The organism is Bacillus sp. CCNWLW194, assembly GCF_037120585.1.
Taxonomy (GTDB): Bacteria; Bacillota; Bacilli; order Bacillales; family Bacillaceae_G; genus Bacillus_A; species Bacillus_A basilensis.
Window position 1 is genome coordinate 68563 of record NZ_JBBBBL010000015.1, and the last position, 26275, is coordinate 94837.

Consider the following 26275-nt stretch of genomic DNA (forward strand, 5'->3'; position numbering starts at 1 on the left):
ATTGTTATTGTAACATACATACATTGAAATAATAATTGCTGTAGATGAATAAATATGCTTTTTACCTTGACGATATAAAGGGAAAGTTGTTATGGTTGAGTGTGAGTGTATAAAAGGTTTGCTAAAGGAGTTTTGAAATGAAGCAGTTAAAATGGGGAAGGATAACGATCCTATTAGTTATTATTTTAGGGGTATGTTGGTTCTTATTCCAAGGAACTCAAAAGAGTACAGCAAGTGTAGAGGGACCACCTTTACAAGTGGCAGAACTACCTGAAACAGGATTAACTGAAAAGGTAGTACCGCCAAAGTACATCCCACCGGAAATTGATGCAAAAGCAGCTATGATTATCGATGCGAGTAATGGAGATATTATTTATCAACATAATGAAAATGAAGCTTTTGCGCCAGCTAGTATGTCCAAGATGATGACAGCGTACCTTTTATTAGAAAATGTACATAACGGGAAAGTTCGCTGGGAAGATCCAGTGAAAATGAGTGCGAAAGCGGCACAAACAGAAGGTGCAAGAATCCCAGTTCAAGTGAATGACACATTGACTGTTAAAGATCTGTTCCATGCATTAATGATTGAATCAGCAAATAATTCGGCTGTGGCGTTAGCGGAACATATGGCAAAAACGGAGGAAGATTTCGTTCAGCTTATGAATGCAAAAGCGAAACAGTTAAAAATGTCGGATTATGCTAAATTCGCAAATGCATCAGGACTACAGGAACCTGATGGAAGTGAGACGAAGATGACAGCTGCTGATGTAGCAAACTTGGCATATCATCTTATAAAAGATTATCCAGAAATATTAGAAGTGACTCACTTACGTCAAAGTCAGTTAGCATTTAATAATATTAATGTTATAAGTACAAATGATATGTTAAATAAAAATAATAAAGCTTTATATATAGAAGGAATAGACGGATTAAAAACAGGATTCACAGATAGCGCAGGGTATTGTTTTACGGGTACGGCCAAACAAGCGGATACTCGTATTATTACAGTTGTAATGGGAACGAAAGGTAAAACGAAGCGTTTTACAGAGACGAATAAGCTAATGTCTTATGCATTTGGCTTAGTTAAGTAAGTAAAATATTGAGTTAGATCATCATATAAGAAAGGCAATTTGTTGTTACTTATTATCGGTAACAATAAATTGCCTTTTTATTTCTAGCATTATGAAATAAAAAGGTAAAATATGTGAGTGTTATTATTTGAGTTTAGTATTGTTTGTTGATAGTATAAAGTTAGAAACTTATTAATGATAAGTTTTGAGAGGCGTAATATGAAGTATACATATGAAAAAGCCTCAAATGAAAATTGGAGGGAATTATGATGGCAAAAGATTTTTACTCAGCAATTGAAGACCGAAGATCTATTTATGCGATTAGTAAAGAGCAAGTAGTTTCTGATGAGAAAATTCAAGAAGTGATTTATCATGCTGTAAAACATACACCTTCAGCCTTTAACTCTCAGAGTGCTCGTGTTGTCGTCTTGCTAGGAGAACAACACGATAAATTATGGGATATTACGAAAGAAACGTTACGAAAAATTGTACCTGAAAATAACTTTGCATCTACTGAAGAAAAAATGAATGCATTTAAAATTGGTTATGGAACGGTTTTATACTTTGAAGATAATCAAGTAGTGGAAGAACTGCAAGAAAACTTTGCATTATATAAAGAGAATTTTCCGATTTGGTCTCAGCAATCCTCAGGAATGTTACAATTTGCAATTTGGACAGCTTTAGAAATAGAAGGATTTGGTGCTACATTGCAGCATTACAATCCATTAATTGATGAAGAAGTGAGAAAAGAATGGGCAGTTCCAGAAACCTGGAAACTTACTGCGCAAATGCCGTTTGGTAAACCAGTGGTACCTGCAGGCGAAAAAGAATTTCAGCCATTAGAAAACCGTGTGAAAATTTATAAATAATATAGAAACGATAAAAGGTGAACAGAAATATAATCTGTTCACCTTTTTTATATGTAATAAGGATTTTTTTGTTCGGTATTTTTCATCTGATGTTTTAATTCGCTTTTACGTGTTTCAATAGTTGATATTTTTTGTAAGGTGATAAATGAAGCGAATTGAAAAAAAGCATAGTACAGTTCTATATTTTTATTTATCGGATCATCTATTATATTTTTCATAAATATACCTCCTTTTTTATCCGATTATTTGCGGTCAATAAAACTTGTATGGATTAAAATACCACTATATATATGATAATATGAATATCCTAAAACTTCCATAGATAGAGAAAAATACTTAGTAGAATGTGCCTTTTCGTCAAATTAAAACAGAATTTTTGATGTTAAATCTTACAAATCGTCAAATCTTTTAGAAACGATAGATAGTATCAAAAATAGTTTTCTGAAAATATTATACTATTGATAAAAAAAGCATTTTTTGTCATGATAAGAGTATCCTTCATGGAAGGAACTTTACTAGGGAATACATTCATTGCACTGTATTAGATTAAGAGAGTTTTTAAAAGTGGATAGAAATATATATTAAGATAATGAATGGGATGTCGAATTTTCAATGAAATACATAAGGAATTTGAAAAAATCATTGCAAAAGCATTGAGTTTAATGGTAAAGTTCACATGAAGTTCACACGGAATTCACTTCATGCATTTAAAATGAACTCTGTGTGAAAAATAAAACTCTTGTTAAAAAATGGAACTTAATGAATATTTTACTTTGATAATATTGTAAAGTATTAAGTTTATAAGTTTTTTAAAGAGGATAGTAGGGAAAGGAAGTAAAGACAACTTATGAAAAAAGTAATTGCAGGTTTAGCAGCAGCTTCTGTAGTAGGTGTTGCAGTTCCAGGTATGGATTCTGCTCATGCACAAGTTTCAAACGAAGCGCTAAAAGAAATTAATGGACAAACTCAAACTCAAACGACTGTAACTGAAACAAAAACTGTAGAAACAAAATCTGACTTAAAATACACAGTAACTGCTGATGTATTAAATGTTCGTTCAGGTGCTGGTACAGGGCATAATGTTATTTCTAAAGTGAAATCAGGTCAAGTACTACAAGTAATTGGACAAGAAAACGGTTGGTTCAAAGTAACTGTAAACGGTCAAACTGGTTATGTAAGTGGTGACTTCGTAACGACTGGTGATCAAAAAGGAACTTCTACTGTTCAACAAGGAACAGGTACTTACACAGTAAACGTTTCTTCACTTAACGTACGTACAGGCCCAAGTACATCTCATACAGTATTAGGCTCTGTAAATAAAGGTAAAACAGTACAAGTTGTTAGTGAAGTACAAGATTGGTTTAAAATCAACTTCAATGGTGGAACTGGATACGTAAGCAAAGACTTCGTAACAAAAGGTGGTTCTGCTGTATCTAACCAAACACAACAACCAACTACAAACAACAATACTACTACAGTTCAAACTGGTGGTTCTTATGTTGTTAACACTGGTGCTTTAAAAGTACGTACAGGTCCAGCTACATACAACGCTGTAATCGGTGGCGTAACAAACGGTAAAGTATTAAACGTTACTGGCGCTGAAAATGGTTGGTACAAAATTAACCATAACGGTCGCACAGGTTACGTAAGTGCAGACTTTGTTAAGTTTGTAAAAGGCGGAGTAAACAACGTTACGAATAACGTTCAACAACCAGTTAAAGATGTACAAAAACCAACAACAGGTGGAGATACATCTTCAATCGCTGGATTCGCTAGATCTTTAAATGGTTCACCATACAGAACTGCTGGTACAACACCTGCTGGTTTTGACTGCAGTGGATTCATTCACTATGTATTAAATCAAACTGGTCATAAAGGCGCTCGTCAAACAGTTGCTGGATACTGGAGCTCTAAAACAAAAACTAGCAATCCACAACCAGGTGATTTAGTATACTTCCAAAATACTTATAAATCAGGTCCTTCTCACATGGGTGTTTACTTAGGAAACGGTCAGTTCATTAGTGCAGAAACTGATGCAACTGGTGTACGTATTAGTTCTGTAAGTAACTCTTACTGGAGCAAGCACATGTTAGGTTACACAAAAGCATACTAAGAAAAAGTAGTTTTATATACTTTTCGTATAGAGAAAAGGCTTTCCAGGGAAACTTGGGAAGCCTTTTTATAGTTGAATAGATCGGGAATGTAGTAGTTTTTACTGTAACTTCCCATTTAAAAATCGAGCGTATAGGTCATGAAAGTAGTTGGGACGAAATAAGTTTGCTGCATGTCCTGCTAACGGTATTTCTTTATATAAAACGTTAGGGAGAATGGACTTTAAATCAAAAAGACAAGATTTATAGAGATGATCATGTTCGCCCATTACCCATAGAATAGGGTGGGGAAGTGATTTTAATTTAGATTTTAAATCAAATTCTAAACGGTGTCGTAATGATTGGGCAATAATTGATGAGTGTAATTGCAATCCGAAACGGTAATAAATATTTCTTGAAATGACTGCGAACGGATTTGCCTTTAGTATGCCACTTGGAAAAATGGTATTTGCGTATTGAGAGAGCCATTTAGAGTAATCGTCTCCTCGCTTCTCCCAAAACTTTTGAAATACATTATATAAAAGGGAAGGATTATTATAATGTCCACCAATATGACAAATGCTTAATACTTTTTCTGGGTGCATTTGTGCAAAAATGGTAGAGATATAACAGCCGTAGCTTAAAGCGCAAATATGAGCTTTTTGAATGCCTTCTTTTTCGTATAAGTTCAATAATTGATCCACGAGACGCTGTAATGAAAATTCGATAGCTTCTCCTTTATCATCGCCGTGACCTAATAAGTCATAAGTAATAATGTTGTAAGAGGCAGAAAATCGTTTATGCTCTTTTTTGAAGGCACGACGATTGCCGACTAATCCATGAATAAAAATAATTGTTTCCTTTTCGGAATGTATATTTGTTTGCAAAAAGGATACTCCTTTCAATAACGGGAGATTTATATAGTATTGTAAATTGGTTATCTATCATTCGCATAGAATAATATTAAGTACCAGGTAATAATATCAGATGTTTATATCTGTTGTAAAGATGCGTTTTTATGTATATTTTGTAAAAATAGAAAAAGTGTGTTTACATTCAGTTTACATTCGTATTGTATTCTACTTTTAGAAAGAACAGTTTGGTTTAACACGAGGAGATGAACAGGAATGGAAGTTAAAAATGAAATAAAGAAAAAAGGGAGCTGGAGGCAGTTTTTACGCCTTATTCAAGATACAAATCCTCCGAAAGGGATTCTTGTTTTTGCGTTATTAATGAGTTTGCTTTCTACGGGAGCAAGTTTGTTTATTCCAATGTTAACAAAAGGATTAGTAGATAATTTTTCACTTTCATCAATTAGTACAGGACAAATTGTTGGGCTAGTTGCATTCTTTATTATGCAAACTGTAGCTGCAGGATTATCTATATATTTACTAAATTATATAGGACAGAAGATTGTAGCTGGACTGAGAGAACGTTTGTGGAAAAAGGTGCTTATATTGCCAGTATCTTATTATGACCAAAATAGAACAGGCGATACAATTAGCCGAATGACAAATGATACAGGAGTTGTGAAAACATTAATTTCTGAGCATTTGTCAAACTTATTAACAAGTGGTATTTCAATCGTCGGATCATTAATTGTACTATTTGTTTTAGATTGGAAAATGACACTTTTACTTTTAACGGTTATCCCATTATCAGTACTAATTTTAGTTCCACTCGGACGAAAAATGTATAAGATTTCAAAAGCACTTCAAGATGAAACAGCTTCTTTTACAAGTGTGCTAACGCAAGTATTATCAGAAATTCGTTTAGTGAAATCTTCAAATACAGAAAAAAGAGAATATGAAACAGGGAATACAGGTATACAAAAGTTATTGCAATTTGGTTTGAAAGAGGGAAAAGTGCAAGCGTTAATTTCACCAGTTATGTCGTTTGTTTTAATGGCACTGCTTGTTATTATCGTAGGGTATGGTGGAATGCGTGTTTCTAGCGGTGTGTTAACAACAGGGGAACTAGTAGCGTTTATTTTATATTTAGTTCAAATTATCATGCCGATGAGTCAATTATCTATGTTCTTTACACAATTCCAAAAGGCAATTGGTGCAACGGAAAGAATTAATACGATTTTAGAATATGAAGTAGAAGACCATGAAACTGGTGTGAAGGTTACAAACGCTAAGCAGCCAATCGTTCTGGAAAATGTACATTTTGAGTACAACGAAGAAGAGCAAGTCTTAAAAAATATTGATTTCACAATTGAATCAGGAAAAGTAACAGCGATTGTAGGGCCAAGTGGTAGCGGGAAAACGACGTTATTTTCATTATTAGAACGTTTTTATGAGCCGACTAGCGGTGCCATTAAATTAGGAAAAGACTCGATCACGAACTATTCATTACAGTCATGGCGACGTCAAATTGGTTACGTTTCACAAGATAGTCCGTTAATTGATGGAACGATTCGTGATAACATTTGTTACGGTGTTGAGGGTGAAGTAACAGATGAAGAAATCGAAAAAGTAGCAGCGATGGCATATGTTGATGCATTTATTCATGACTTACCAAACGGATATGCAACAGAAGTAGGAGAGCGCGGTGTGAAGCTTTCCGGAGGACAAAGACAGCGAATTGCGATTGCACGAGCTTTACTTCGAAACCCACAAATTCTTATGTTAGATGAAGCAACTTCAAGTTTAGATAGTAAATCAGAGTCTGTCGTTCAAAAGGCATTAAATAACTTAATGAAAGGCAGAACAACGTTAGTTATTGCAAATAGGCTTTCTACAGTTGTAGATGCAGATAAAATTATCTTTATTGAAAAAGGGAACCTTACAGGAAGTGGTACGCACGATGAATTATTACGTACACATGACATGTATCGTGACTTTGCAACGCAACAATTGAAAATTAAAGAGGGCGCATTATAAAATATAAGGATGTTAAGTAGAAAGGAAATGGTTCCTTTGATACCTAAAATTTTAATAGTAGACGACGATCCGCATATTAGAGAACTTGTTACTGTATTTTTAGAGCGGGAAGGTTTTCAAACATATGAGGCAATTGATGGACTGGATGCTCTTCAGAAAATAGATGAAGTGAAAGTTGATATGGTTATTCTTGATATTATGATGCCGAATATGGATGGATTTGATGTATGTTTTGAATTAAGGAAATACTATGATATTCCGATTTTGATGCTAACTGCTAAAGGGGAAACATCTCAAAAAGTAAAAGGATTTCACCTTGGCACGGATGATTATCTTGTAAAACCATTTGATCCGATAGAACTAGTAGTGAGGGTAAAGGCACTACTGAAACGTTACCAAATTACAGTGTCGCAATCGATTCAAGTTGGAGATGTACAGTTAAATCGTAAAACATTTGAAGTTTCAGTTGGAGAACAAACGGTTACGTTACCGTTAAAAGAATTCGAATTGCTCTTTACTTTAGGTTCTAAAGCAGGAAGAACGTGTTCGAGAGAGCAATTAATTGAAGCTGTATGGGGATATGATTTTGAAGGAAATGAACGTACATTAGATGTTCATATAAATCGGTTACGTGAGAAGTTCCAAGAAGAGAAGTCGAAATTTAGTATTAAAACGATAAGAGGATTAGGGTATCGTTTAGAGGTAAGTAAATGAGAAAAAGAAAACGAATGAGTAAGTTGAAGATGCTGAAAGTAATTGGAGCGGTAATAGCACTTTTTTCTTTTCTCACTATAATTTGGTCTATAGCTTTTTATATATCATCAAGTGTAATGAATGCGCTTGAAATACAAGTATCGCCTTTTGTTACTTTTCTAATTAGTGATATGGTCGGCTTTATATTTATTGTTCTTATCTGGGTATTGATCGGGGTATTAATGAGACCCAAGCGAGAGGCAATGATTTGGACTATTATTGAACCGATACAAAAAATTGCAAAAGGGGACTTCTCGGTAAAAATACGAAATGAAGAGAAATATGATGGAGAAATTGGTGTGCTCGTAAAAAGTATAAATGATATGACAGATGAACTGAATACGATGGAGAAAATGCGCCAGGAATTTGTATCGAATGTTTCTCATGAAATACAGTCACCATTAACTTCTATAAAAGGATTTGCTAGAGCACTACAAGATATTAATCTTCCTGAGGAAAAAAGAAAGCATTATCTTACCATTATTGAAACAGAAACGACGAGATTATCTAAACTAAGTCAAAACTTACTGAAACTCACCCTATTAGAGTCGGAAGAATATACACCAGAAAGAGCGACTTATCGATTAGATCAACAGTTAAAGCAAATTGTGTTAAATAGTGAACCGCTCTGGGCTGAAAAAGAAATTGAGTTAGACCTTGATTTAGACAAAGTGCATATTACTGCTGATCAAGAAAGTATGAGTCAAGTTTGGATTAATTTAATTCATAATAGTATTAAATTTACTCCAAGTGGTGGTACGATTTCAATCAAGTTAAAAGAATATGAGACATTAGTGGAAGTGCGTATTCGTGATTCGGGAATTGGAATATCCGAAGAACAGAAACAACATATTTTTGAACGTTTTTATAAAGCGGACTCTTCACGAAATCGTGCTTATGGAGGAAGTGGCTTAGGATTGGCCATCGTAAAAAAAGTACTCGACCTTCATCAAGGAGAAATAAAAGTCGAAAGTGAGGAAGGGAATGGGACAGAATTTATTGTGTGTATTCCTAAATATAAAGAGAAATGGTGTTAGGAGGATATCTTCTAACACTATTTCTCTTTATAAATACATTTACCATTGCTGCAGCTATATTGATAAGCTTTTCCTTCGCTATTCATACGGTATGAGTAATCAGATTCTTTATCTTTCTTAAAGTTAACGTATGCTTCTGCACCGTTTTTATCATTGTCTATATCAATGAATTGAACGCTTCGTATAGAATAATCTCTTTTTTCACTTAAACCTTTTTCTTCTAAGTTTGTATGAATACCCTCTACTAACTCGTCAAACAATAACCAGTTTAAATTAAGATTTTCAAAGGACTCAGTATGTCTTCCTAAAATGCCGTTGTCTTGTATTATTTTTTTATTATTATCGTATGTATAAGAGTATGTAAAATAAGGTTCGTCTTTATATACTACTGTTGCATAATAGCCGATATTATAAAGAGGAGTATATTTTCCGGTTATGCTTTGTATTTCTTTTTGTTTATATCCTTTTATTGTATGGACATAATCGCTAGTATCTTTTTCTATTACTTTATAATGTAGTGGATTACCAAATATAAAGTACATAGCCAAAAATATGATACATAGTCCGACTGCAGTTAGTGACAAGAACCATTTTTTTCTTTTCATACACATATCCTCTCCTATGGTGGATTTATTTTATTTTACATAAATAATGGCAAAAAGATGAGACTTATAAATAAAAACTTTCTATAGTTACCTACAAGTAACCTACGCACATGAAAGTGCATCATTGCCTTTTTACATAAACATAGATACAATTTTAATATAATACATAACAGAGATCATTAAGGAGTGTTATACTTGGCAGAATTATTACAAGGTAAAAATGCTTTAATTACAGGAGCAGGTAGAGGTATTGGTCGTGCTGTAGCGATTGCATTAGCGAAAGAGGGCGTAAATGTAGGTCTTTTAGCTCGTTCAGAAGAAAACTTAAAAGCAGTTGCAAAAGAAGTAGAAGCAGAAGGCGTAAAAGCTGTTATTGCGACTGCTGATGTTTCTTCATATGAAGAAGTGACTACTGCGATTGAGACGTTAAAAAGCGGTTTAGGATCTATCGATATTTTAATTAATAACGCTGGTATTTCTAAATTTGGTAAGTTTTTAGAATTAGACGTTGCTGATTGGGAAAAAATCATTCAAGTAAACTTAATGGGTGTATACTATGCAACTCGTGCAGCTTTACCAAGTATGATTGAACAACAATCTGGTGATATCATTAACATTTCATCTACAGCAGGACAAAAAGGTGCACCGGTAACAAGTGCATATAGTGCTTCTAAATTTGGTGTTCTTGGCTTAACAGAATCGTTAGCGATGGAAGTTCGTAAGCATAACATTCGTGTAACGGCTTTAACACCAAGTACAGTAGCAACTGATATGGCTGTAGATTTAGGATTAACTGATGGAAATCCGGATAAAGTTATGCAAGCAGAAGATATTGCAGAGTTTATCGTAGCGCAGCTGAAATTAAATAAACGTACATTTATTAAATCAGCAGGACTTTGGTCTACTAATCCGTAAGGGATACATGTATAAACAAAAGAAGGGATATCTATTTTGTAATGAAGTAGATGTCCCTTCTTTATTTTTTGTATACGAGACGGAATTTTCGGTATAATCAAAAGTGAATAGTAGAAATGCATTGAAAAATTGAAGGGATGGTATTTTCATGAGTATGGTTGAGAAATGGACGGCCGTTGATCAATATGTGAGTGATGTATTAATACCGAAAGATTCTATATTAGAAGAAGTTCTTCAAGCAAATGCTACAGCTAATTTACCGGCACATGAAGTATCGCCAACGCAAGGGAAGTTTTTACAACTATTAGTACAAATTCAAGGAGCTCGTAACATTTTAGAAATTGGTACTCTAGGCGGATATAGCACGATATGGCTTGCAAGGGGATTGTCATCGGGAGGACGAGTTGTTACATTGGAAGCAAGTGAAAAGCATGCTGACATTGCGCGTAGCAATACTGAGCGTGCTAGTTTGAATGATAGAATTGAAGTGCGAACAGGATTAGCTTTAGATTCTTTACAGCAAATCGAAAATGAGAAGTATGAACCATTTGACTTTATTTTTATAGACGCTGATAAACAAAATAACCCTGCTTATTTTGAATGGGCACTGAAATTATCACGACCGGGGACTGTAATTATTGGAGATAACGTAGTACGTGAAGGAGAAGTTATTGACAATACTAGTAATGATCCTCGCGTACAAGGGATACGTCGTTTCTATGAGCGAATAGCTGCTGAGCCGCGTGTAAGTGCTACAGCGCTTCAAACGGTCGGTAGTAAAGGGTACGATGGATTTATAATGGTGGTCGTAAAAGAATAACGAAAGGAGATAAATAGAATGAAAAAGATGTTTGGAAAATTATAATATGTATCGTATACAACGCAGTTAGCTCGTGGACCTCCTATATATATCACTATATTTTATATGAAAAAATTGGAGGTTGTGAGTAGATGAGAACTGAAAAAGAAATGTTAGACTTAATTATAAATACAGCAAAAGAGGATGAAAGAATTCGAGCTGTTATCATGAATGGATCGCGTGTGAATCCAAATGTGAAAAGAGACTGTTTTCAAGACTATGATATTATGTATGTTGTAAAAGATATACGCTCTTTTACGTCTAATCATAATTGGATACGTAGATTTGGAGAAATAATGATTGTACAAATGCCAGAAGAAATGTCATTAGTTCCTGCGGACGAAGACGGGAAATTTCCGTATTTAATGCAGTTTATGGATGGGAACCGAATCGATTTAACGTTAGTTCCAGTTGATTTAATAGATATATTTGTAGGGCAAGATAGTTTAAGTAAACTGCTTCTTGATAAAGATGATTGTATGGATGAATTTCCACGAGCAAGCGATAGGGATTACTTAATAAAAAAGCCTACAGAAAAAGAGTTTTTGGATTGCTGTAATGAGTTTTGGTGGTGTAGTACGAATGTGGCAAAAGGACTATGGAGAGAAGAACTTTCTTATGCGAAAGGGATGATTGATGGTCCAGTGCGAGATATGTTCATCGTAATGCTAGAATGGCATATTGGTATGAAAACAGACTTTACAGTTAATGCAGGGAAGTTTGGAAAGCATTTCGAGCAATATATTGAAAAAGATATGTGGGTGCAATTTAAAAGGACATTTTCTAATGCAGAATATGAAAACATATGGGAGTCATTCTTTGTCACGTGTGATTTATTTAGAGAAGTGGCGAATGAAATTGCTAACACATATGGATATCAATATCCGCAAGATGATGATAAAGTGACGAACTATTTAAAACATGTGAAAGCTTTGCCAAAAGATAGTACATCGATTTATTAATAATATAAAGCAGTAAGACTGTCCTAATTAAGGACAGTCTTATTTTTGTTTATGAATAACAATTTCTCTAACAAAGTGCAGATGAATCACATATGAAAATTTAGGGAGGTTTTTTATCATGTATTATTTTTATTCGCCAGAAATGTTTGCTCCATATCAATGGGGACTAGAACGAGATGTTTCGTATGCGTATATGCCATATAACTCATTTTATTATGGAGACTATATAAGCACATTGCCATACGAATATATCCCTCAAAACTATGAAGTACAAATGAAAGCAGATGAGCGTGGATCGTGGACACCATTTTTATGGGTCGAAAAATATGCGTACGCATTTTCAGGACCGTACAATAAAGCGGAAGTCGCTCTTACATTTGATGATGGACCGGATTTAGAATTCACGCCAAGAATATTAGATAAGTTAAAACAACATAATGTAAAAGCTACTTTTTTCCTGCTTGGTGAAAATGCAGAAAAGTTTCCGAATGTAGTGAAGCGTATTGCGAATGAAGGGCATGTAATTGGCAATCATACGTATAGCCATCCAAATTTAGCGAAAGTAAATGAGCCTGAGTACCGTAATCAAATTATAAAGACGGAAGAAATATTAAATCGTTTAATTGGTTATGCACCGAGGTTTATACGTCCGCCGTATGGTGAAATACTTGAAAATCAATTGAAGTGGGCAACTGAGCAAAATTTTATGATTGTACAGTGGAGTGTTGATACGGTTGATTGGAAAGGTGTAAGTGCTGATACGATTACAAATAATGTGTTAGGAAACTCATTTCCTGGTAGTGTCATACTTCAACATTCAACTCCAGGTGGGCATTTGCAAGGATCTGTAGAGGCACTAGACAAAATTATTCCACAGTTAAAAACGAAAGGGGCACGCTTTGTAACACTTCCAAGTATGTTTCAAACATCGAAAGAGAGAAAATAAAGTGGAATTTAATTGAGTCGGGTTTTGTCAATTATCCATTGAGTATAAGCTCTCGTTAATCGGACTTGTACGGGCGAACCATGCCTTTGCAGAAATTTGAGGTAAGATTATTATTGCTCGCACGTAAATAGTAAGATAAAGAATAGGACTCCTGAGTAATGTACGCTGAGAGTCCTATTTTATTTACAAGCTATTATTTTTTAGTAATTCTTTTCCTTGTTCTACAACAAATTCATAGTACGCAAGATCATACGGATAAATATCTTCAAATGTTATCGTAATCGGGTTACTGTTTAAAACTGAAATAGTCGTTAAAGATGAAATCTCTCTTTTTAATAGTTGTAGAAAAGAAGTTGCATGTATTTTCATCATATCGTCTACTTCTTCACCTGGTGCGAATGGAAGTGGCTGGATGACATTGTGAAAATACATATGACAAAACTCGCGATCCGTAAGATTTGAAATTTCATAATCTATTGTAAAGATTCCTTTGTATGCTAAATCAGTCGTTTGAAAGGAAAGTCCTAATTCTTCTTCAATTTCACGAAGACCACCAATTTGTACATCTTCATCATGCATAATATGTCCAGCTGAAGTAATATCCCATATAAGTGGAGCTTCTTTCTTATTTTTAGAGCGTAATTGGAAATATAAAAACATATCTGCATCATCTTTTTCTACAAACCAACAATGAAATGTTTCGTGCCAATCACCGTCACGGTGCGCTTCATCACGTAATTTCTTCCCAAGTATGTTTCTTTCAGTATCAAATATAGTTAACCACTCTGCCATTTAAATTCCCCTTTCTGCAAATTTTATTATACAATATTTGTATTGAATTTTGGGAAAATAAAGAAAAAGGGGTCGTTATTAGTGGGAATAGAGGGTAAGGAAATAAAATCGATTATTTCAACAGAGAAGGAATTACGGGAAATATTGGGGCAACCAAGTGAACGAGCTTTAAAAAAAGTTATTTCATCATTAGACCACCATTGCGTAGATTTTCTGTCTAAATCTCCTTTTCTAGTATTATCTACGGCAAATAAATTAGGAGAGTGTGATGCTTCGCCGAGAGGAGATGCACCTGGATTTGTATACGTATTCAATAATAATAAAATTATCATTCCAGAAAGACCAGGCAATCGTCGTATAGACTCCATTTTGAATATTATTTCCAATCCACGTGTAGGATTAATCTTTTTTATTCCAAGTCTTGGGGAGACACTCAGAATAAATGGCCCAGCGTATATTACAAACGACGAAGAAATTTTGCAAGAAATGCAGGTGAATGGACGCAATCCGTTACTTGGAATTGTTGTTGAAATAGAAGAGTGTTATATTCATTGTGCAAAAGCTTTTATTCGTTCTAAGATGTGGGATCCAGAATCTTGGTTGAATAAAAAAGAGTTACCTTCAGCAGCAAAAATGTTGCTAGAGCATGCGAAAGTGAATGCTTCAGAAGAAGATGTTGCACGTTCTTTAGAAGAAAGTTATACGAAAAGATTGTATTGAAAATTTTATTGCTATAATTTTTTCGAGGTGAATATGTACGTGTTTTAGAATGGAATATTTATATATGAACCGTTGATTTACAAACTGGAGAAATAACCAAATAGGTAAATTGAGTGGCAGTTACATAATGCTATTGTGAAATACAATAAAAAAATGTCTTGAAAATAGTTAGGAAAAATAGGCTTGCTTTTTAAAAAATTGATAACTATAATAAGTTAACAAATAGACATGAACGAAAAAGTAATGATAAGGACACGAAATCATTTTTACGGTTTACAGAGAGGGAAGTCAAGGGTGTGAGCTTCCTAACACGAGAAATGGTTTTACCACCTTTGAACTTCAATAGTGAACGAGCAATCTAGTAATTATTGACGGTATCAGCCGTTATCTGAACTTGAGCAATCTAGGGGGAAATATGTCTAGATTGGAACAAGGGTGGAACCACGAAAACACACTCGTCCCTTTCCTAGGGACGAGTGTGTTTTTTTACGGATCTTAAGATTGAAAATTTTAAATAATTAAAAAATAGTATTGATTTTGTTTTTTATGCGAGTATAATGAGTTAACAAATAAACATGAACGAAAAAGTAACGATAAGGACACGAAATCATTTTTACGGTTTACAGAGAGGGAAGTCAAGGGTGTGAGCTTCCTAACACGAGAAATGGTTTTACCACCTTTGAACTTCAATAGTGAACGAGCAATCTAGTAATTATTGACGGTATCAGCCGTTATCTGAACTTGAGCAATCTAGGGGGAAATATGTCTAGATTGGAACAAGGGTGGAACCACGAAAACACATTCGTCCCTTTCCTAGGGATGAGTGTGTTTTTTTATTACTTTGAAAGGAGGTGCTGTAACATGAAACGATTTGTACGTACGGAAATAACCACCACCTGCACAATTAAAAGGCAGAGCAAGGTGATTGATAGAGATAAAAAACAAAATTGTAGGAGGAGATTAGAAGATGAATAACGTTATTAATGTTGGGGTGTTAGGATTAGGTACAGTCGGAAGTGGTGTTGTCCATATTTTGAAAGAACATTATAAAAAAATCGCTCTTGATACAGGATATGAAGTAAAGGTAAAGACAGTCGTTGTACGTGATTTAGAAAAAGAACGTGATGTTTGCATCGATGGAATCGTAGTAACAAGTCATGTCGATGAAGTTCTAAATGATTCAAATATTGATATTGTAGTAGAGGTAATGGGCGGAATTGAAGAAGCAAAACAGCATATTGTTAAGGCTTTACGAAATAAGAAACATGTCGTAACAGCAAATAAAGATTTAATGGCTGTATACGGTGCGGAGCTTCTCCAATTAGCGAATGAAAATGATTGTGATCTATGTTATGAGGCAAGTGTAGCGGGTGGTATTCCAGTGTTAAGAGGATTAACGGACGGATTAGCTTCAGATCAAATTGAAAAAATAATGGGAATTGTAAATGGCACAACAAATTATATGTTAACAAAGATGAGTCAAAAGGGATGGTCTTATGAAGAGGCTTTACAGGAAGCACAAAAATTAGGTTTTGCAGAATCGGATCCGACTGCAGATGTAGATGGATTAGATGCAGCGAGAAAAGTAGCAATTCTTGCAAATTTAGGTTTTTCGATGAATGTTTCTTTAGATGATGTGCAAGTAAGAGGGATTCGAAAGGTCGAAAAAGAAGATTTACAAATGGCTGAAAAGTTAGGGTTTACTATGAAATTAATTGGTAAAGCAGAGAAACAAGGATCAGCCATTCATTTAAGTGTAGAACCGACTCTTTTACCAAGTCATCATCCATTATCAAATGTAAATAATGAATTTAATGCCGTATATGTTCACGGTCAAGCAGTAGGAGAAGTAATGTTTTACGGACCTGGAGCAGGTAAATTGCCGACTGGTTCTGCTGTAGTAAGTGATATTATTTCAATCGTTAAAAATATGAATCAAGTTCAGAAAAATAAAAGTGCGTTAAAAGAACCAGAACCATATGAATTACAAGGGGATGAAGAAGTCTTTTCGAAATATTTCTTACGTATCTCATTACGAGATGAACCTGGGATGTTACAAAAAATAACAGAATGTTTCGTTAATTATTCTGTAAGTTTAAAAGAAGTTATTCAATTACCTTTAAATCGTGAACTTGCAGAAGTCGTTGTTGTGACACATCAAACTTCAAAGTATCAATTCGAACGAGTTTTAGGGGCGATAGAAGATGTCGCAAGTGAAATAAACAGTTACTACATTATTGAGGAGGAAAAACAATATGTATAAAGGACTATTAAACCAATATGCTTCTTATTTACCTGTAAATGAAAACACACCTGATGTGAGCTTAATGGAAGGAAATACACCCCTTATTCCGTTATTAAATATATCAAAACAATTAGGGATTCAGTTATACGGTAAGTACGAAGGAGCGAATCCGACAGGTTCTTTTAAAGATCGTGGTATGGTAATGGCAGTCGCAAAGGCGAAAGAAGAAGGTTCGGAGGCCATTATTTGTGCATCGACAGGTAATACATCAGCATCGGCTGCCGCATACGCAGCACGCCTTGGAATGAAATGTGTTATCGTAATACCGGAAGGAAAGATTGCGCATGGAAAATTAGCGCAAGCAGTTGCCTATGGTGCTGAAATCATTTCAATAGAAGGAAATTTTGATGATGCACTAAAGGCTGTAAGAAATATTGCTGCAGAAGAGCCGATTACGTTAGTAAACTCTGTAAATCCTTATCGAATTGAAGGGCAAAAAACAGCAGCATTTGAAATTTGTGACCAATTGCAAAGTGCACCAGATGTTTTAGCGATTCCTGTTGGGAATGCCGGGAATATTACAGCGTACTGGAAAGGTTTCTGTGAATATGAGAAAGAAAAAGGCTATAGAAAGCCAAGAATTCACGGATTTGAAGCGGAAGGAGCAGCTGCTATTGTAAAAGGGCATGTCATTGAAGAGCCCGAAACAATTGCAACAGCGATTCGCATCGGTAACCCAGCAAGTTGGTCATATGCTGTAGAGGCTGCCGAGCAATCTCACGGTGAAATAGATATGGTATCAGATGAAGAGATTTTACATGCGTATAGATTATTAGCAAAATTGGAAGGGGTTTTCGCTGAGCCAGGATCAAATGCTTCATTAGCGGGCGTAATTAAACATGTTCAATCTGGAAAAATCAAAAAAGGAGAAACAGTTGTTGCAGTTTTAACTGGAAATGGCTTGAAAGATCCTGATATCGCAATTTCTTCTAATACATTAGATATTGCAAGTGTTTCAAATAATTTAGAACAAATTAAGGAGCATATTAAAGGGGTGATTATGTCGTGATACCATTAAGTATTCGTGTTCCTGCTAGTACAGCAAATGTTGGACCTGGATTTGATTCAGTAGGAATAGCTTTGTCATTATATTTAAATGTAGTAGTAAAAGAAAAAGCTGATAAATGGCAAGTAATCCATTCCTTTGAAGAGTCTATTCCGACAGACGATAAAAATTTAATCGTAAGCACGGCATGTAAAGTATGTCCTTCTTTATCACCCCATATAATAGAAGTTACTAGTAATATCCCACTAACAAGAGGACTAGGAAGTAGCGCATCAGCAATTGTAGCTGGGATAGAGCTTGCGAATCAACTAGGCAATTTGAACTTAACTACTAATCAAAAAGTTCAAATTGCTACAAATCTTGAAGGACATCCTGATAATGTTGCTGCTTCTATATTGGGAGGGACTGTAATCGGAGCACTTGATGGAAAGGATGTTTCTGTTGTAAGAATTGAAAGTAAGGAATTAGGCGTAATTTCTCTTATTCCAAATGAAGAGCTAAATACAGATGAAAGCCGATCTGTATTACCAGATATGTTTCCGTTTCATGAAGCAGTAAAGGCTAGTGCGATAAGCAACGTATTAGTAGCTGCGTTTTGTCAAAAGAAATGGGAAGTTGTAGGAGAAATGATGGAAAGAGATCATTTTCACGAGCCATATCGTTTAGAGCTCGTACCGTTATTACCATCTATACGTAAATGTGCAAAAGAATTCGGAGCATATGGCACAGCACTTAGTGGCGCAGGACCATCTATTTTTATTTTAACGCCGTATGAGAAACGTCAAGAAATTGCTGAGCAATTAGCGAGAGTATTTACGTCTATGAAAGTGTGTGAGTTAGAAATTGATCATAGAGGGACTACTGTAAATAAGAAAGAACATATTGAATTATAAAGAAAGCTAGCATCGCTAGCTTTCTTTATGTTGTAAATATCTTTTAAGTTTGCATATAAAAGAAAAATATTAATGTATAATTTAGTAAAGAGTGTATTAATTTGGAGGTGATCGTATGAAGAAAGAATCACCGGAAGAAAAAAGAGAACTTATAAGGCAAAGTGAATTGAAAAATAATCCTACAGGTTCTTTAAAGGATGGACTTAACAGAGCTGAAACAGGTAGTCCAGTTGATATGACGGGTGGTATGAATTGGAAAGGTACAGGGCTAGTAATTTTAGTGCTAGTTTTAGGATATATTATATACACTTATTTTTTTAGTTAAGAAATGCATGTTAAAACTTTGAATGATTTGCTTTCATATTTAGTGAGGATAAAAGACCACGGTTAGAGTACTACATATATATTCTAAGCAGATAATAGTTGTTCATATACACTTATTTTTAATACTCAAAATAGAGCTAGCGTTATGCTGGCTCTATTTTTTTGCCATATTCCTGTAACAAAGCCCCTGTATATTCAGTGGTGGAGGTGCAGAAGATGAAAAAAATGATAGCGATATGTCTGCTTACAACTATGTCATTTTCGACTTTAGTCGGGTGTGATGTAAAAGATAACAATGCTGTACAAAGGTCTAAAATAAAGAAAGCGACATATAAAGAGTTTACTTACGATGTAAATCCAGAGACTTTCACGTTAATTGTAGAACATGACGGTGTAAAGGAACAGGCGTCACAGCCGTTGCCGAAAATGAAGGTGTCGAATGTAAAAAAAGACAAGGGTCGCACATCTTGGGAATATCCAGATCAAAAAGTAAAAGTGAATCTAGTAAAGAAAAAAGATCACTTAAATATCGAGGTGGAATCGACTGGTGCAGAAAGCTTTACATGGCCGAAAGTACAAGCTGAAACTTATACACTTCCGTTATGGGAAGGGAAGCAAATTCCGAGTAATGATGAAAATTGGAAAAAGTTTTTAAAGGATGATGCATATTCATTTGCTGAATCATTTTCTATGAAGTTTTTTGCATTAAATGGTTCGAAATATTCCATTGTATATATTGCGAACAATATGTTTAATAATGAATTGAAATTTCATTCGGATCCGAAAATAGGATTTGATTTCATACATGAATTTCCGCGTATAAATAAAAACAAAACATATGGATTTCAGTTATACGTGACAAATAATGATGCAGTTAGTATTGCGAAACTATATAAAGACAATATCGCTCGAAAAGGTGAATTCAAAACATTAGAAGAAAAGGCTAGAAAAAATAAAGAGATAGAAAAGCTTTACGGCGCAGCTCATTTTTATTTTTGGAATCAAAATGGCTTATCAGAAAGTAATGTAAATTGGCAAAAGTTAAGAGAGCAAATAAATAGTCCTGTGTTCAGTCATATAAAAGAGCTTATTCAAAAGAATAGTTCAGAGCCTGGGGAGCTGAATGTATTTGAGCAAGTAAATAAACAAGATTTTGTTGATAAGTATCAAAAAAATATTATTCTGCGTTATATGAATGAAGTATTATCAATGAAGGAATTGTATAAAGAGGACATTTTCCTAAAAGTTGATCAGAAAGCTAGTGAGTTATTAAACAAAGGTGTAGATCATTTATCGAAGATGGAGTTATATAACTTAAATAAGCATGTATTAAAGTCGGTGCTCGGTGATGCGGTTGAAGAAGTAAGTAAATGGGGTAAGGCAGATGGAACGGATATTATAAAGGAAATGAAAGCGGCAGGAATAGATAATGCTTGGATTGGGTTACCGAACTGGGAACAAGGGTATATGCAGCCTGATTTCGTGACAGAAGCTAAGAAAATGGGATATTTAGTTGGTCCGTATGATTCTTACCATTCTATTCACGAAAAAGCTGATAAAAATTGGAATACAGCTTCTTTTACTGATCCATCGTTATATGAAGAGGCAACTGTGACGAAGAGAAATGGAGAAAAGGTGCAAGGGTTTTTAGGTAGAGGACGAAAATTAAATCCAACTTTATCTCTTCCTAGTGTAAAAGAACGAATGAACGATATATTACAAAATGGACCTAAATACAATTCATGGTTTATTGATTGTGATGCAACAGGTGAAATTTATGATGACTATTCGGCTAAACATATAACGACACAAGAACAAGATTTAAAAGCAAGATTACAACGAATGGATTATATTGCGCAGGAAAAAGGTATGGTAGTTGGCTCTGAGGGCGGAAATGATTTTGCAAGTAGCACAATTGCATTTGCCCACGGCATTGAAACGCCTGTTATTAAATGGGACGATGATGATATGAGGAAAAACAAAACAAGTCCGTATTATGTGGGCGGATATTGGTCACCGAATCAAAATGTTCCAGAAAAATATGCAAAACAAGTACCGTTAAAAGAAGAGTATAAACAAGTGTATTTAAATCCTGTATATTCAGTACCGTTATATAAATTAGTATACAATGATTCTGTAATTACAACGCATCACTGGGAATGGGGAAGTTTGAAAGTGAAAGATGAGGTCGGAAACCGTATGCTATACGAATTATTGTATAACGTTCCTCCGTTGTACCATTTAGATGAAGTAGAGTGGAGTAAGCATAAAAAAGAAATTACGCAGCATCTGAAAGTTTGGAATGAAGTTCATGAAAAGGCAGTGAAAGAAGCAATGACGAATTTTGCATATTTGTCAGAAGATAAGTTAGTACAAGCAGCTTCGTATGGGGAAAATATTAAAATTATTGTAAATTTCTCAAATGAAGATATGGAAATAGAAAAGACGAAAATAAAAGCAAAATCAGCTTTCATTATTAATAATGGAAAGCAAACTATGTATACACCAAACCAATAAAATTATAATATATAAATTTTATCGTATTTTTGTATAAATAGTGACTTGCCAAAAATAAGTACAAGAGTATAATGTGAAATGGAGTACATATTGGATTCATGCAGTAACCTTACAAAATTGTAAGGTAATTGAAAGGAAATTCAATATGAAGGTTAATAGACTTGCATTATAATTGGGAAAGAGAAAGAGAGGCGAATGGATATGAGCTCTGAATTAGAACAGAATACAAGAAGCAGTAAAAAACGTTCTAAAAGAAAGTCAATAAAATGGTTCATTTTAATTCCATTTTTCCTACTTATTTTTGGTGGAGTAGGATATGGATCGTTAATATATAATAAAGCAAAAGCAGTGGTAAGTGATGCATATGCACAAATTGATAAGTCATCGAAGCGTGATAAAGAAGTTGAACCTTTAAAGGATAACATTTCAATTCTAATCATGGGTGTTGATGGTAGTGAAATGAGAAAAAGTCAATACGGAGAAGCTGTTCGAACAGATGCACTTTTATTAGCAACAATTAATAAAGATGATAAATCAGTTAAATTAGTAAGTATTCCGCGTGATTCACGTGTATATATTCCATCTAGAAAGAAATTAGATAAAATTACACATGCACACGTATTTGGTGGTGTGGAAAGTACACGGGATACGGTGGAAAGATTTTTAAATGTTCCTGTTGATTATTATGTGAAGTTTAACTTTGAATCATTCGTACAAATTGTCGATTCACTTGGTGGCATTGATATTGATGTACCAGTTACTTTCACAGAACAAGATAGTAAAGACCAAGCTGGTATGATCCATTTAGAAAAGGGTTATCAACATTTAAATGGAGAGCAAGCACTTGCGCTTGCAAGAACGCGTAAAATTGACAGTGATGCAATGCGTGGTCAAAGACAGCAACTTGTAATTGAAGCAATTGCTAAAAAAGCAATGTCTGTCCAATCAATTAGTAAAATGGGCTCATTACTTGATGCAGTTGATAAAAATATGAAAACGAACTTAACTTTCGATGATATGCTTGCTATTACGAAAAATATGGCAGGGTCTAACTTGGAAATGGAAAAAATGCAAATTGAAGGTACAGATAAACGTATCGGTGGTATTTATTATTACATTCCAAACGAAAAAAATGTGAAAGATATTTCAAAAAAATTAAATGATCATCTAGGTGTAACACCAAAATCAGTTCGAAATGAATAATAAAAAAAGATTGGCTTCTGCCAATCTTTTTTTATCGGAATTGATTTGTAACTTTTCTGTAACGATTTTTTATTGTAGAAAAATTATACTCATATGTATGAGAATATTGGAGAAGTAAAAAGTAAAAAGAAATAATTAAAATCTGTAATAAGGAAAGATATTATATGCAGAAATGGATAGGCATTATGGGAATCATTTTTATGTTGACTGGATGTAAAATGTCTGAAGCTCCAACAAATTTAATGGAAGCTCCTGCCAATGAGAAATGGATTAATGAACTAAAAGAGCAAATAGATAAAGATTTGCCTGTTAATTATCGATTGCTTACTCCAATGTCTAATGAAGATAAACAGATGATTTGGTCAATGGATTTTAAACAAGATAATAAAAAAGAAGCCATCATATTTTATAAATTACCGAATGAAGATCATAGCGTATATTTAGCTGTATATGAGGAAAGCGGCAATGGGTGGAAAATAAAGTCTACGCAAAAATTTGATGGTGGAGATGTAGATATCGTTGAAGTTGGTGATTTCACAGGGAACGGGAAGCGAGAGTTATTAATTGGAATCTCTGTAAGTCGTGAATCGCTAGAACATGTTATGTATGTTTTTTCGGAAGAAAATGAAGATATGAAGGAGATTTATAATCGACGTTATACAAAGTTATTTATAGATGATCTAAATAGAAACGGTCTTAATGATTTAAGCCTTGTTACGTATGAAAAAGATGAGAAGTTGACAGTTGAATTCATTGAACAATTTAAGACTTTATCTGAAGCGTCATTCGATCCATTTATAAATAGCATTCAAAGAATACAAATGGGCCGTATTTCAAAATCACAAAAGGCGATTGTAATTGATGCAGGAATTGGCGCTCATTCAGGTATAACGTATGTAGCAAAATTTGATGAGAATCATTATGAGGTACTACCTATAGATGGGAAAGAAGATTTGTTCAATGAATATGTTGTAGAAAGTAAAGATGTTAATGAAGACGGCATTATTGAATTTGTTCGTACTGTACGTCCAAAAGGTTGGGAAGATAAACCACATGGTGATAGCCCGCTCTTTGAACGTTACATACAGTGGAGTGAATCTGGAATTAAACCAATTGAAGAAAGATATATCGATATAGAAAAAGGGTATTATGTAAAAATTCCTAAAGAGTTAATAGGAAAAATTACGATACCAGATCAGCAAAAGGAATCAAATTCCCAAAAGTTTTTGGATATAAGTAAAAACGACATATGGCTTGAAGTCTACATTTTTAAGCGAAAAGAATGGTTCAAAATAAAAGGATATGAGGCAGCAGTTAAAACGGCTTCTCACGTATATGCAGTACCAAAACAACCTAAGTTTGAAAAAGTGAAAGTATATATAAAACCGCTAGCGGATTATCAACAAGAGTAGGGAGGTGGAAATTATGCCAACAATTTTAGTTTTAGAAGATGAAATGCCTATTCGTAGTTTTATTGTCTTAAATTTGAAACGTGCTGGATTTTATGTGTTAGAAGCTAGTACTGGAGAAGAGGCGTTACAAATTTTATGTGAACATACTGTAGATGTAGCATTGCTTGATGTAATGTTACCGGGAATTGATGGTTTTCAAGTTTGTAAAGCGATCCGAGAAGGAAATAAAAAAATGGGCATTATTATGTTAACAGCACGTGTACAAAATGAGGATAAAGTACATGGACTAGGGATTGGTGCAGATGATTATATTGCAAAGCCGTTTAGTCCAGTGGAATTAACTGCACGTATACAATCTTTATTAAGAAGAATAGAGGTACATGAAGAAAAAACAAATATAATTATGTCTGGTCCGTTTTCGTTACACATTATTGAAGAAAGAGTATATAAAGGTGGACAATTAATTGATTTAACCCCTACAGAGTATATGATATTACAGTATTTAATGAATCAGGCTTCAAAGCCCGTTTCGCGTGATGAAATTTTAAATATGATTTGGGGAAACAATTATGTAGGCGAGACGAAAGTAGTAGATGTAAATATGAGACGGCTACGTCAAAAGATAGAATGTAATCCATCAGAACCTGAATTTATTCTTACTGTGTGGGGAAAAGGATATGTGTGGAAGGAAAGTATAAGATGAAACGGAAAGTGACTTTATATTTTATGACGGTCATTATACTTATGCTTGTATTATTTGAAGTAGTATTTTCAGTCTCTATTTATCGATATTATTATAATGGTATTGTGCAATATGTAGAATCTCATGCGAAGACGAGTACACGATTTTTCTCTGAATACAATTCATTATATTTTATTCGTTTGCAAGAATATAGTGGTGACATCATTAGTAGTTTTGAATTAGAAGGAACAGAATTACAATTAATTGATCGTCATGGTTCGATTATACAATCTTCAAGTGGGCAAAAGGTAGAAGGTAAAGTAGTTATTCCGTATTCGTTACTAGAAGGAGAAATGTATCATCAAGTCACTACTACGAAAGACAATGTGAAACAATTGGAAGTGATTAGTCCACTTATTCATCAAGGACAAACTATCGGTGTTTTAAAATATACGACTGTATTAACACATGTAAATGCTAAGATTATTGAAATTATAATGTTTACTATTTCTGTAGGTATTGTTATTTCAGGAATTGTGTTCTTAATCAGTAGACGATTAGCAAATTCGTTTGTGAAACCTATTGAATCTATTATTCATGCTTCTTCACAAATTGCAGAAGGCACATTAAAGAAGAAAATTAAAGAGGATTATCCTGGTGAATTAGGGGAGTTAGCGTGCAGTTTAAATCATATGTCTAATAAAATAGAAAAAGCGGAACAGATGAAAAATGAATTTATTGCTTCTATTTCTCATGAAATACGAACGCCTTTAACAGGAATTAAAGGTTGGAGTGAGACGTTAAAAACGGTAGATTATTTAACGGAAGAAGAGATTAAGCAAGGCATGGGAATTATTTCAGGTGAGACAGACCGATTAATTCACTTAGTAGAAGAATTGCTAGATTTTTCAAGATTACAATCAAATCATTTTAATTTATATAAACAAAAGGTGCAATTATACGATATACTAGAGGAGACGATTTGGCAATTAACTCCTAACGCTGAAGAGAAGCAAATGCAATTCATCAAAACTATAGAACGAATTGAATTGATAGGAGATCGAAATAGGCTAAAGCAAATTTTCTTAAATATTGTTCAAAATGCAATTAAATATTCACATAAAAATGGTACAGTATATATTGAAGCGACCAAAAATGAAGGACAAGCAGTCATAAAGGTGAAAGACGAAGGGATTGGGATTGCTAAAGAGCATTTACCATATATAGAACAGTCATTTTACCAGATTAATAATCATGCTACAGGTGCTGGTCTTGGTTTAGCTATCGTTAAAAAAATGGTAGAGCTTCATGGAGGTACAGTAAATATTATAAGTAAAGAAGGAATAGGAACAACCATTATGATAAAAATCCCATTATAATACATATAAAGTCTGTTTATATAGTTTAATAAAATAAATAGATGTATA

The 26275-nt window shown here is 34.1% G+C and carries 24 protein-coding genes and 2 other annotated features; of the genes, 20 read left to right on the plus strand and 4 right to left on the minus strand.

What is annotated here, in order from left to right; translation table 11 throughout:
* The first annotated feature begins 137 nt into the window (after nucleotides 1-137).
* Both V7S50_RS26620 and V7S50_RS26625 read left to right on the plus strand, forming a co-directional pair.
* On the plus strand, nucleotides 138-1091 hold the full coding sequence (locus tag V7S50_RS26620; protein ID WP_242251558.1) for a D-alanyl-D-alanine carboxypeptidase family protein: 954 nt from the start codon (nucleotides 138-140) through the stop codon (nucleotides 1089-1091).
* 245 nt (nucleotides 1092-1336) lie between these two features.
* Entirely contained in the window at nucleotides 1337-1939 is a 603-nt protein-coding gene (locus V7S50_RS26625; protein WP_242251559.1) for a nitroreductase family protein, read from the plus strand.
* Nucleotides 1940-1986: 47 nt separating this feature from the next.
* Here the strand turns inward: V7S50_RS26625 and V7S50_RS26630 are convergent, their stop codons facing one another.
* Nucleotides 1987-2157, minus strand: coding sequence for a DNA mismatch repair protein MutT (locus V7S50_RS26630; protein ID WP_242251560.1), 171 nt, complete (start codon nucleotides 2155-2157; stop codon nucleotides 1987-1989).
* Nucleotides 2158-2786: 629 nt separating this feature from the next.
* Here V7S50_RS26630 and entFM point away from each other — a divergent pair.
* The gene (gene entFM, locus V7S50_RS26635) at nucleotides 2787-4052 is read left to right on the plus strand and encodes an enterotoxin EntFM (RefSeq protein WP_242251561.1); all 1266 of its coding nucleotides are present in this window, start codon (nucleotides 2787-2789) and stop codon (nucleotides 4050-4052) included.
* 99 nt (nucleotides 4053-4151) lie between these two features.
* Here the strand turns inward: entFM and V7S50_RS26640 are convergent, their stop codons facing one another.
* Complete coding sequence (locus V7S50_RS26640) at nucleotides 4152-4916, minus strand: alpha/beta fold hydrolase (protein WP_001194292.1); 765 nt, start codon at nucleotides 4914-4916, stop codon at nucleotides 4152-4154.
* A 240-nt stretch (nucleotides 4917-5156) separates the two neighbouring features.
* Between V7S50_RS26640 and V7S50_RS26645 the strand changes: the two genes are divergently transcribed.
* The 3 genes from V7S50_RS26645 to hitS are packed head-to-tail and all read left to right on the plus strand — an operon-like array spanning nucleotide 5157 to nucleotide 8707.
* A complete protein-coding gene (locus tag V7S50_RS26645) occupies nucleotides 5157-6917 on the plus strand; it encodes an ABC transporter ATP-binding protein (protein WP_336376431.1) in 1761 nt (586 codons plus the stop codon).
* 36 nt (nucleotides 6918-6953) lie between these two features.
* Nucleotides 6954-7631, plus strand: a complete 678-nt coding sequence (hitR, locus tag V7S50_RS26650; RefSeq protein WP_242251919.1) for an envelope stress response regulator transcription factor HitR — start codon at nucleotides 6954-6956, stop codon at nucleotides 7629-7631.
* Nucleotides 7628-8707 carry an envelope stress sensor histidine kinase HitS gene (hitS, locus tag V7S50_RS26655; protein ID WP_242251563.1) on the plus strand — a complete coding sequence of 360 codons (1080 nt, stop codon included), beginning with the start codon at nucleotides 7628-7630 and terminating at the stop codon, nucleotides 8705-8707. Before hitR ends, hitS begins: the two co-directional genes overlap by 4 nt.
* Before the next feature lie 17 nt (nucleotides 8708-8724).
* On the opposite strand, the gene V7S50_RS26660 is transcribed toward hitS, so the two are convergent.
* On the minus strand, nucleotides 8725-9312 hold the full coding sequence (locus tag V7S50_RS26660) for a DUF3139 domain-containing protein (protein ID WP_242251564.1): 588 nt from the start codon (nucleotides 9310-9312) through the stop codon (nucleotides 8725-8727).
* Between the two features lie 195 nt (nucleotides 9313-9507).
* Here V7S50_RS26660 and V7S50_RS26665 point away from each other — a divergent pair, with 195 nt between their 5' ends.
* From V7S50_RS26665 to V7S50_RS26680, 4 genes are all read left to right on the plus strand, one after another.
* Nucleotides 9508-10227: a 3-ketoacyl-ACP reductase gene (locus V7S50_RS26665; RefSeq protein ID WP_026591950.1), complete on the plus strand. Its 720-nt coding sequence runs from the start codon at nucleotides 9508-9510 to the stop codon at nucleotides 10225-10227.
* A 148-nt stretch (nucleotides 10228-10375) separates the two neighbouring features.
* Nucleotides 10376-11047: an O-methyltransferase gene (locus tag V7S50_RS26670; protein WP_242251565.1), complete on the plus strand. Its 672-nt coding sequence runs from the start codon at nucleotides 10376-10378 to the stop codon at nucleotides 11045-11047.
* Between the two features lie 131 nt (nucleotides 11048-11178).
* A complete protein-coding gene (locus V7S50_RS26675) occupies nucleotides 11179-12048 on the plus strand; it encodes an aminoglycoside 6-adenylyltransferase (protein WP_242251566.1) in 870 nt (289 codons plus the stop codon).
* A gap of 118 nt (nucleotides 12049-12166) precedes the next feature.
* Nucleotides 12167-12994 (plus strand): peptidoglycan-N-acetylglucosamine deacetylase, encoded by an 828-nt coding sequence (locus V7S50_RS26680; RefSeq protein ID WP_063224186.1) that lies wholly within the window; start codon nucleotides 12167-12169, stop codon nucleotides 12992-12994.
* Between the two features lie 183 nt (nucleotides 12995-13177).
* Here V7S50_RS26680 and V7S50_RS26685 read toward each other — a convergent pair whose 3' ends face one another.
* Nucleotides 13178-13786 (minus strand): NUDIX hydrolase, encoded by a 609-nt coding sequence (locus tag V7S50_RS26685; protein ID WP_242251567.1) that lies wholly within the window; start codon nucleotides 13784-13786, stop codon nucleotides 13178-13180.
* A gap of 81 nt (nucleotides 13787-13867) precedes the next feature.
* Between V7S50_RS26685 and V7S50_RS26690 the strand changes: the two genes are divergently transcribed.
* The 10 genes from V7S50_RS26690 to V7S50_RS26735 all read left to right on the plus strand — a co-directional run bounded on the left by V7S50_RS26690 (nucleotide 13868) and on the right by V7S50_RS26735 (nucleotide 26227).
* Nucleotides 13868-14506, plus strand: a complete 639-nt coding sequence (locus V7S50_RS26690) for a pyridoxamine 5'-phosphate oxidase family protein (protein WP_242251568.1) — start codon at nucleotides 13868-13870, stop codon at nucleotides 14504-14506.
* Between the two features lie 234 nt (nucleotides 14507-14740).
* Nucleotides 14741-14972, plus strand: a binding site (T-box leader).
* Nucleotides 14973-15087: 115 nt separating this feature from the next.
* Nucleotides 15088-15319: a binding site (T-box leader), on the plus strand.
* 154 nt (nucleotides 15320-15473) lie between these two features.
* Complete coding sequence (locus V7S50_RS26695) at nucleotides 15474-16769, plus strand: homoserine dehydrogenase (RefSeq protein WP_242251569.1); 1296 nt, start codon at nucleotides 15474-15476, stop codon at nucleotides 16767-16769.
* On the plus strand, nucleotides 16762-17820 hold the full coding sequence (gene thrC / locus V7S50_RS26700) for a threonine synthase (RefSeq protein ID WP_242251570.1): 1059 nt from the start codon (nucleotides 16762-16764) through the stop codon (nucleotides 17818-17820). The genes V7S50_RS26695 and thrC overlap by 8 nt, the downstream gene beginning before the upstream one ends.
* Nucleotides 17817-18710, plus strand: coding sequence for a homoserine kinase (thrB, locus tag V7S50_RS26705; RefSeq protein WP_242251571.1), 894 nt, complete (start codon nucleotides 17817-17819; stop codon nucleotides 18708-18710). Before thrC ends, thrB begins: the two co-directional genes overlap by 4 nt.
* 115 nt (nucleotides 18711-18825) lie before the next feature.
* On the plus strand, nucleotides 18826-19035 hold the full coding sequence (locus V7S50_RS26710) for a DUF6366 family protein (RefSeq protein WP_063221738.1): 210 nt from the start codon (nucleotides 18826-18828) through the stop codon (nucleotides 19033-19035).
* Nucleotides 19036-19250: 215 nt separating this feature from the next.
* Nucleotides 19251-21551 carry a glycoside hydrolase gene (locus V7S50_RS26715; RefSeq protein WP_242251573.1) on the plus strand — a complete coding sequence of 767 codons (2301 nt, stop codon included), beginning with the start codon at nucleotides 19251-19253 and terminating at the stop codon, nucleotides 21549-21551.
* 201 nt (nucleotides 21552-21752) lie between these two features.
* Nucleotides 21753-22754 (plus strand): LCP family protein, encoded by a 1002-nt coding sequence (locus V7S50_RS26720; RefSeq protein WP_063221744.1) that lies wholly within the window; start codon nucleotides 21753-21755, stop codon nucleotides 22752-22754.
* 164 nt (nucleotides 22755-22918) lie between these two features.
* Nucleotides 22919-24166 (plus strand): hypothetical protein, encoded by a 1248-nt coding sequence (locus V7S50_RS26725; RefSeq protein WP_242251575.1) that lies wholly within the window; start codon nucleotides 22919-22921, stop codon nucleotides 24164-24166.
* A 13-nt stretch (nucleotides 24167-24179) separates the two neighbouring features.
* Nucleotides 24180-24869: a response regulator transcription factor gene (locus V7S50_RS26730; RefSeq protein ID WP_063221735.1), complete on the plus strand. Its 690-nt coding sequence runs from the start codon at nucleotides 24180-24182 to the stop codon at nucleotides 24867-24869.
* The gene (locus V7S50_RS26735; RefSeq protein ID WP_242251578.1) at nucleotides 24866-26227 is read left to right on the plus strand and encodes a sensor histidine kinase; all 1362 of its coding nucleotides are present in this window, start codon (nucleotides 24866-24868) and stop codon (nucleotides 26225-26227) included. Before V7S50_RS26730 ends, V7S50_RS26735 begins: the two co-directional genes overlap by 4 nt.
* The last annotated feature ends 48 nt before the right edge of the window (nucleotides 26228-26275 follow it).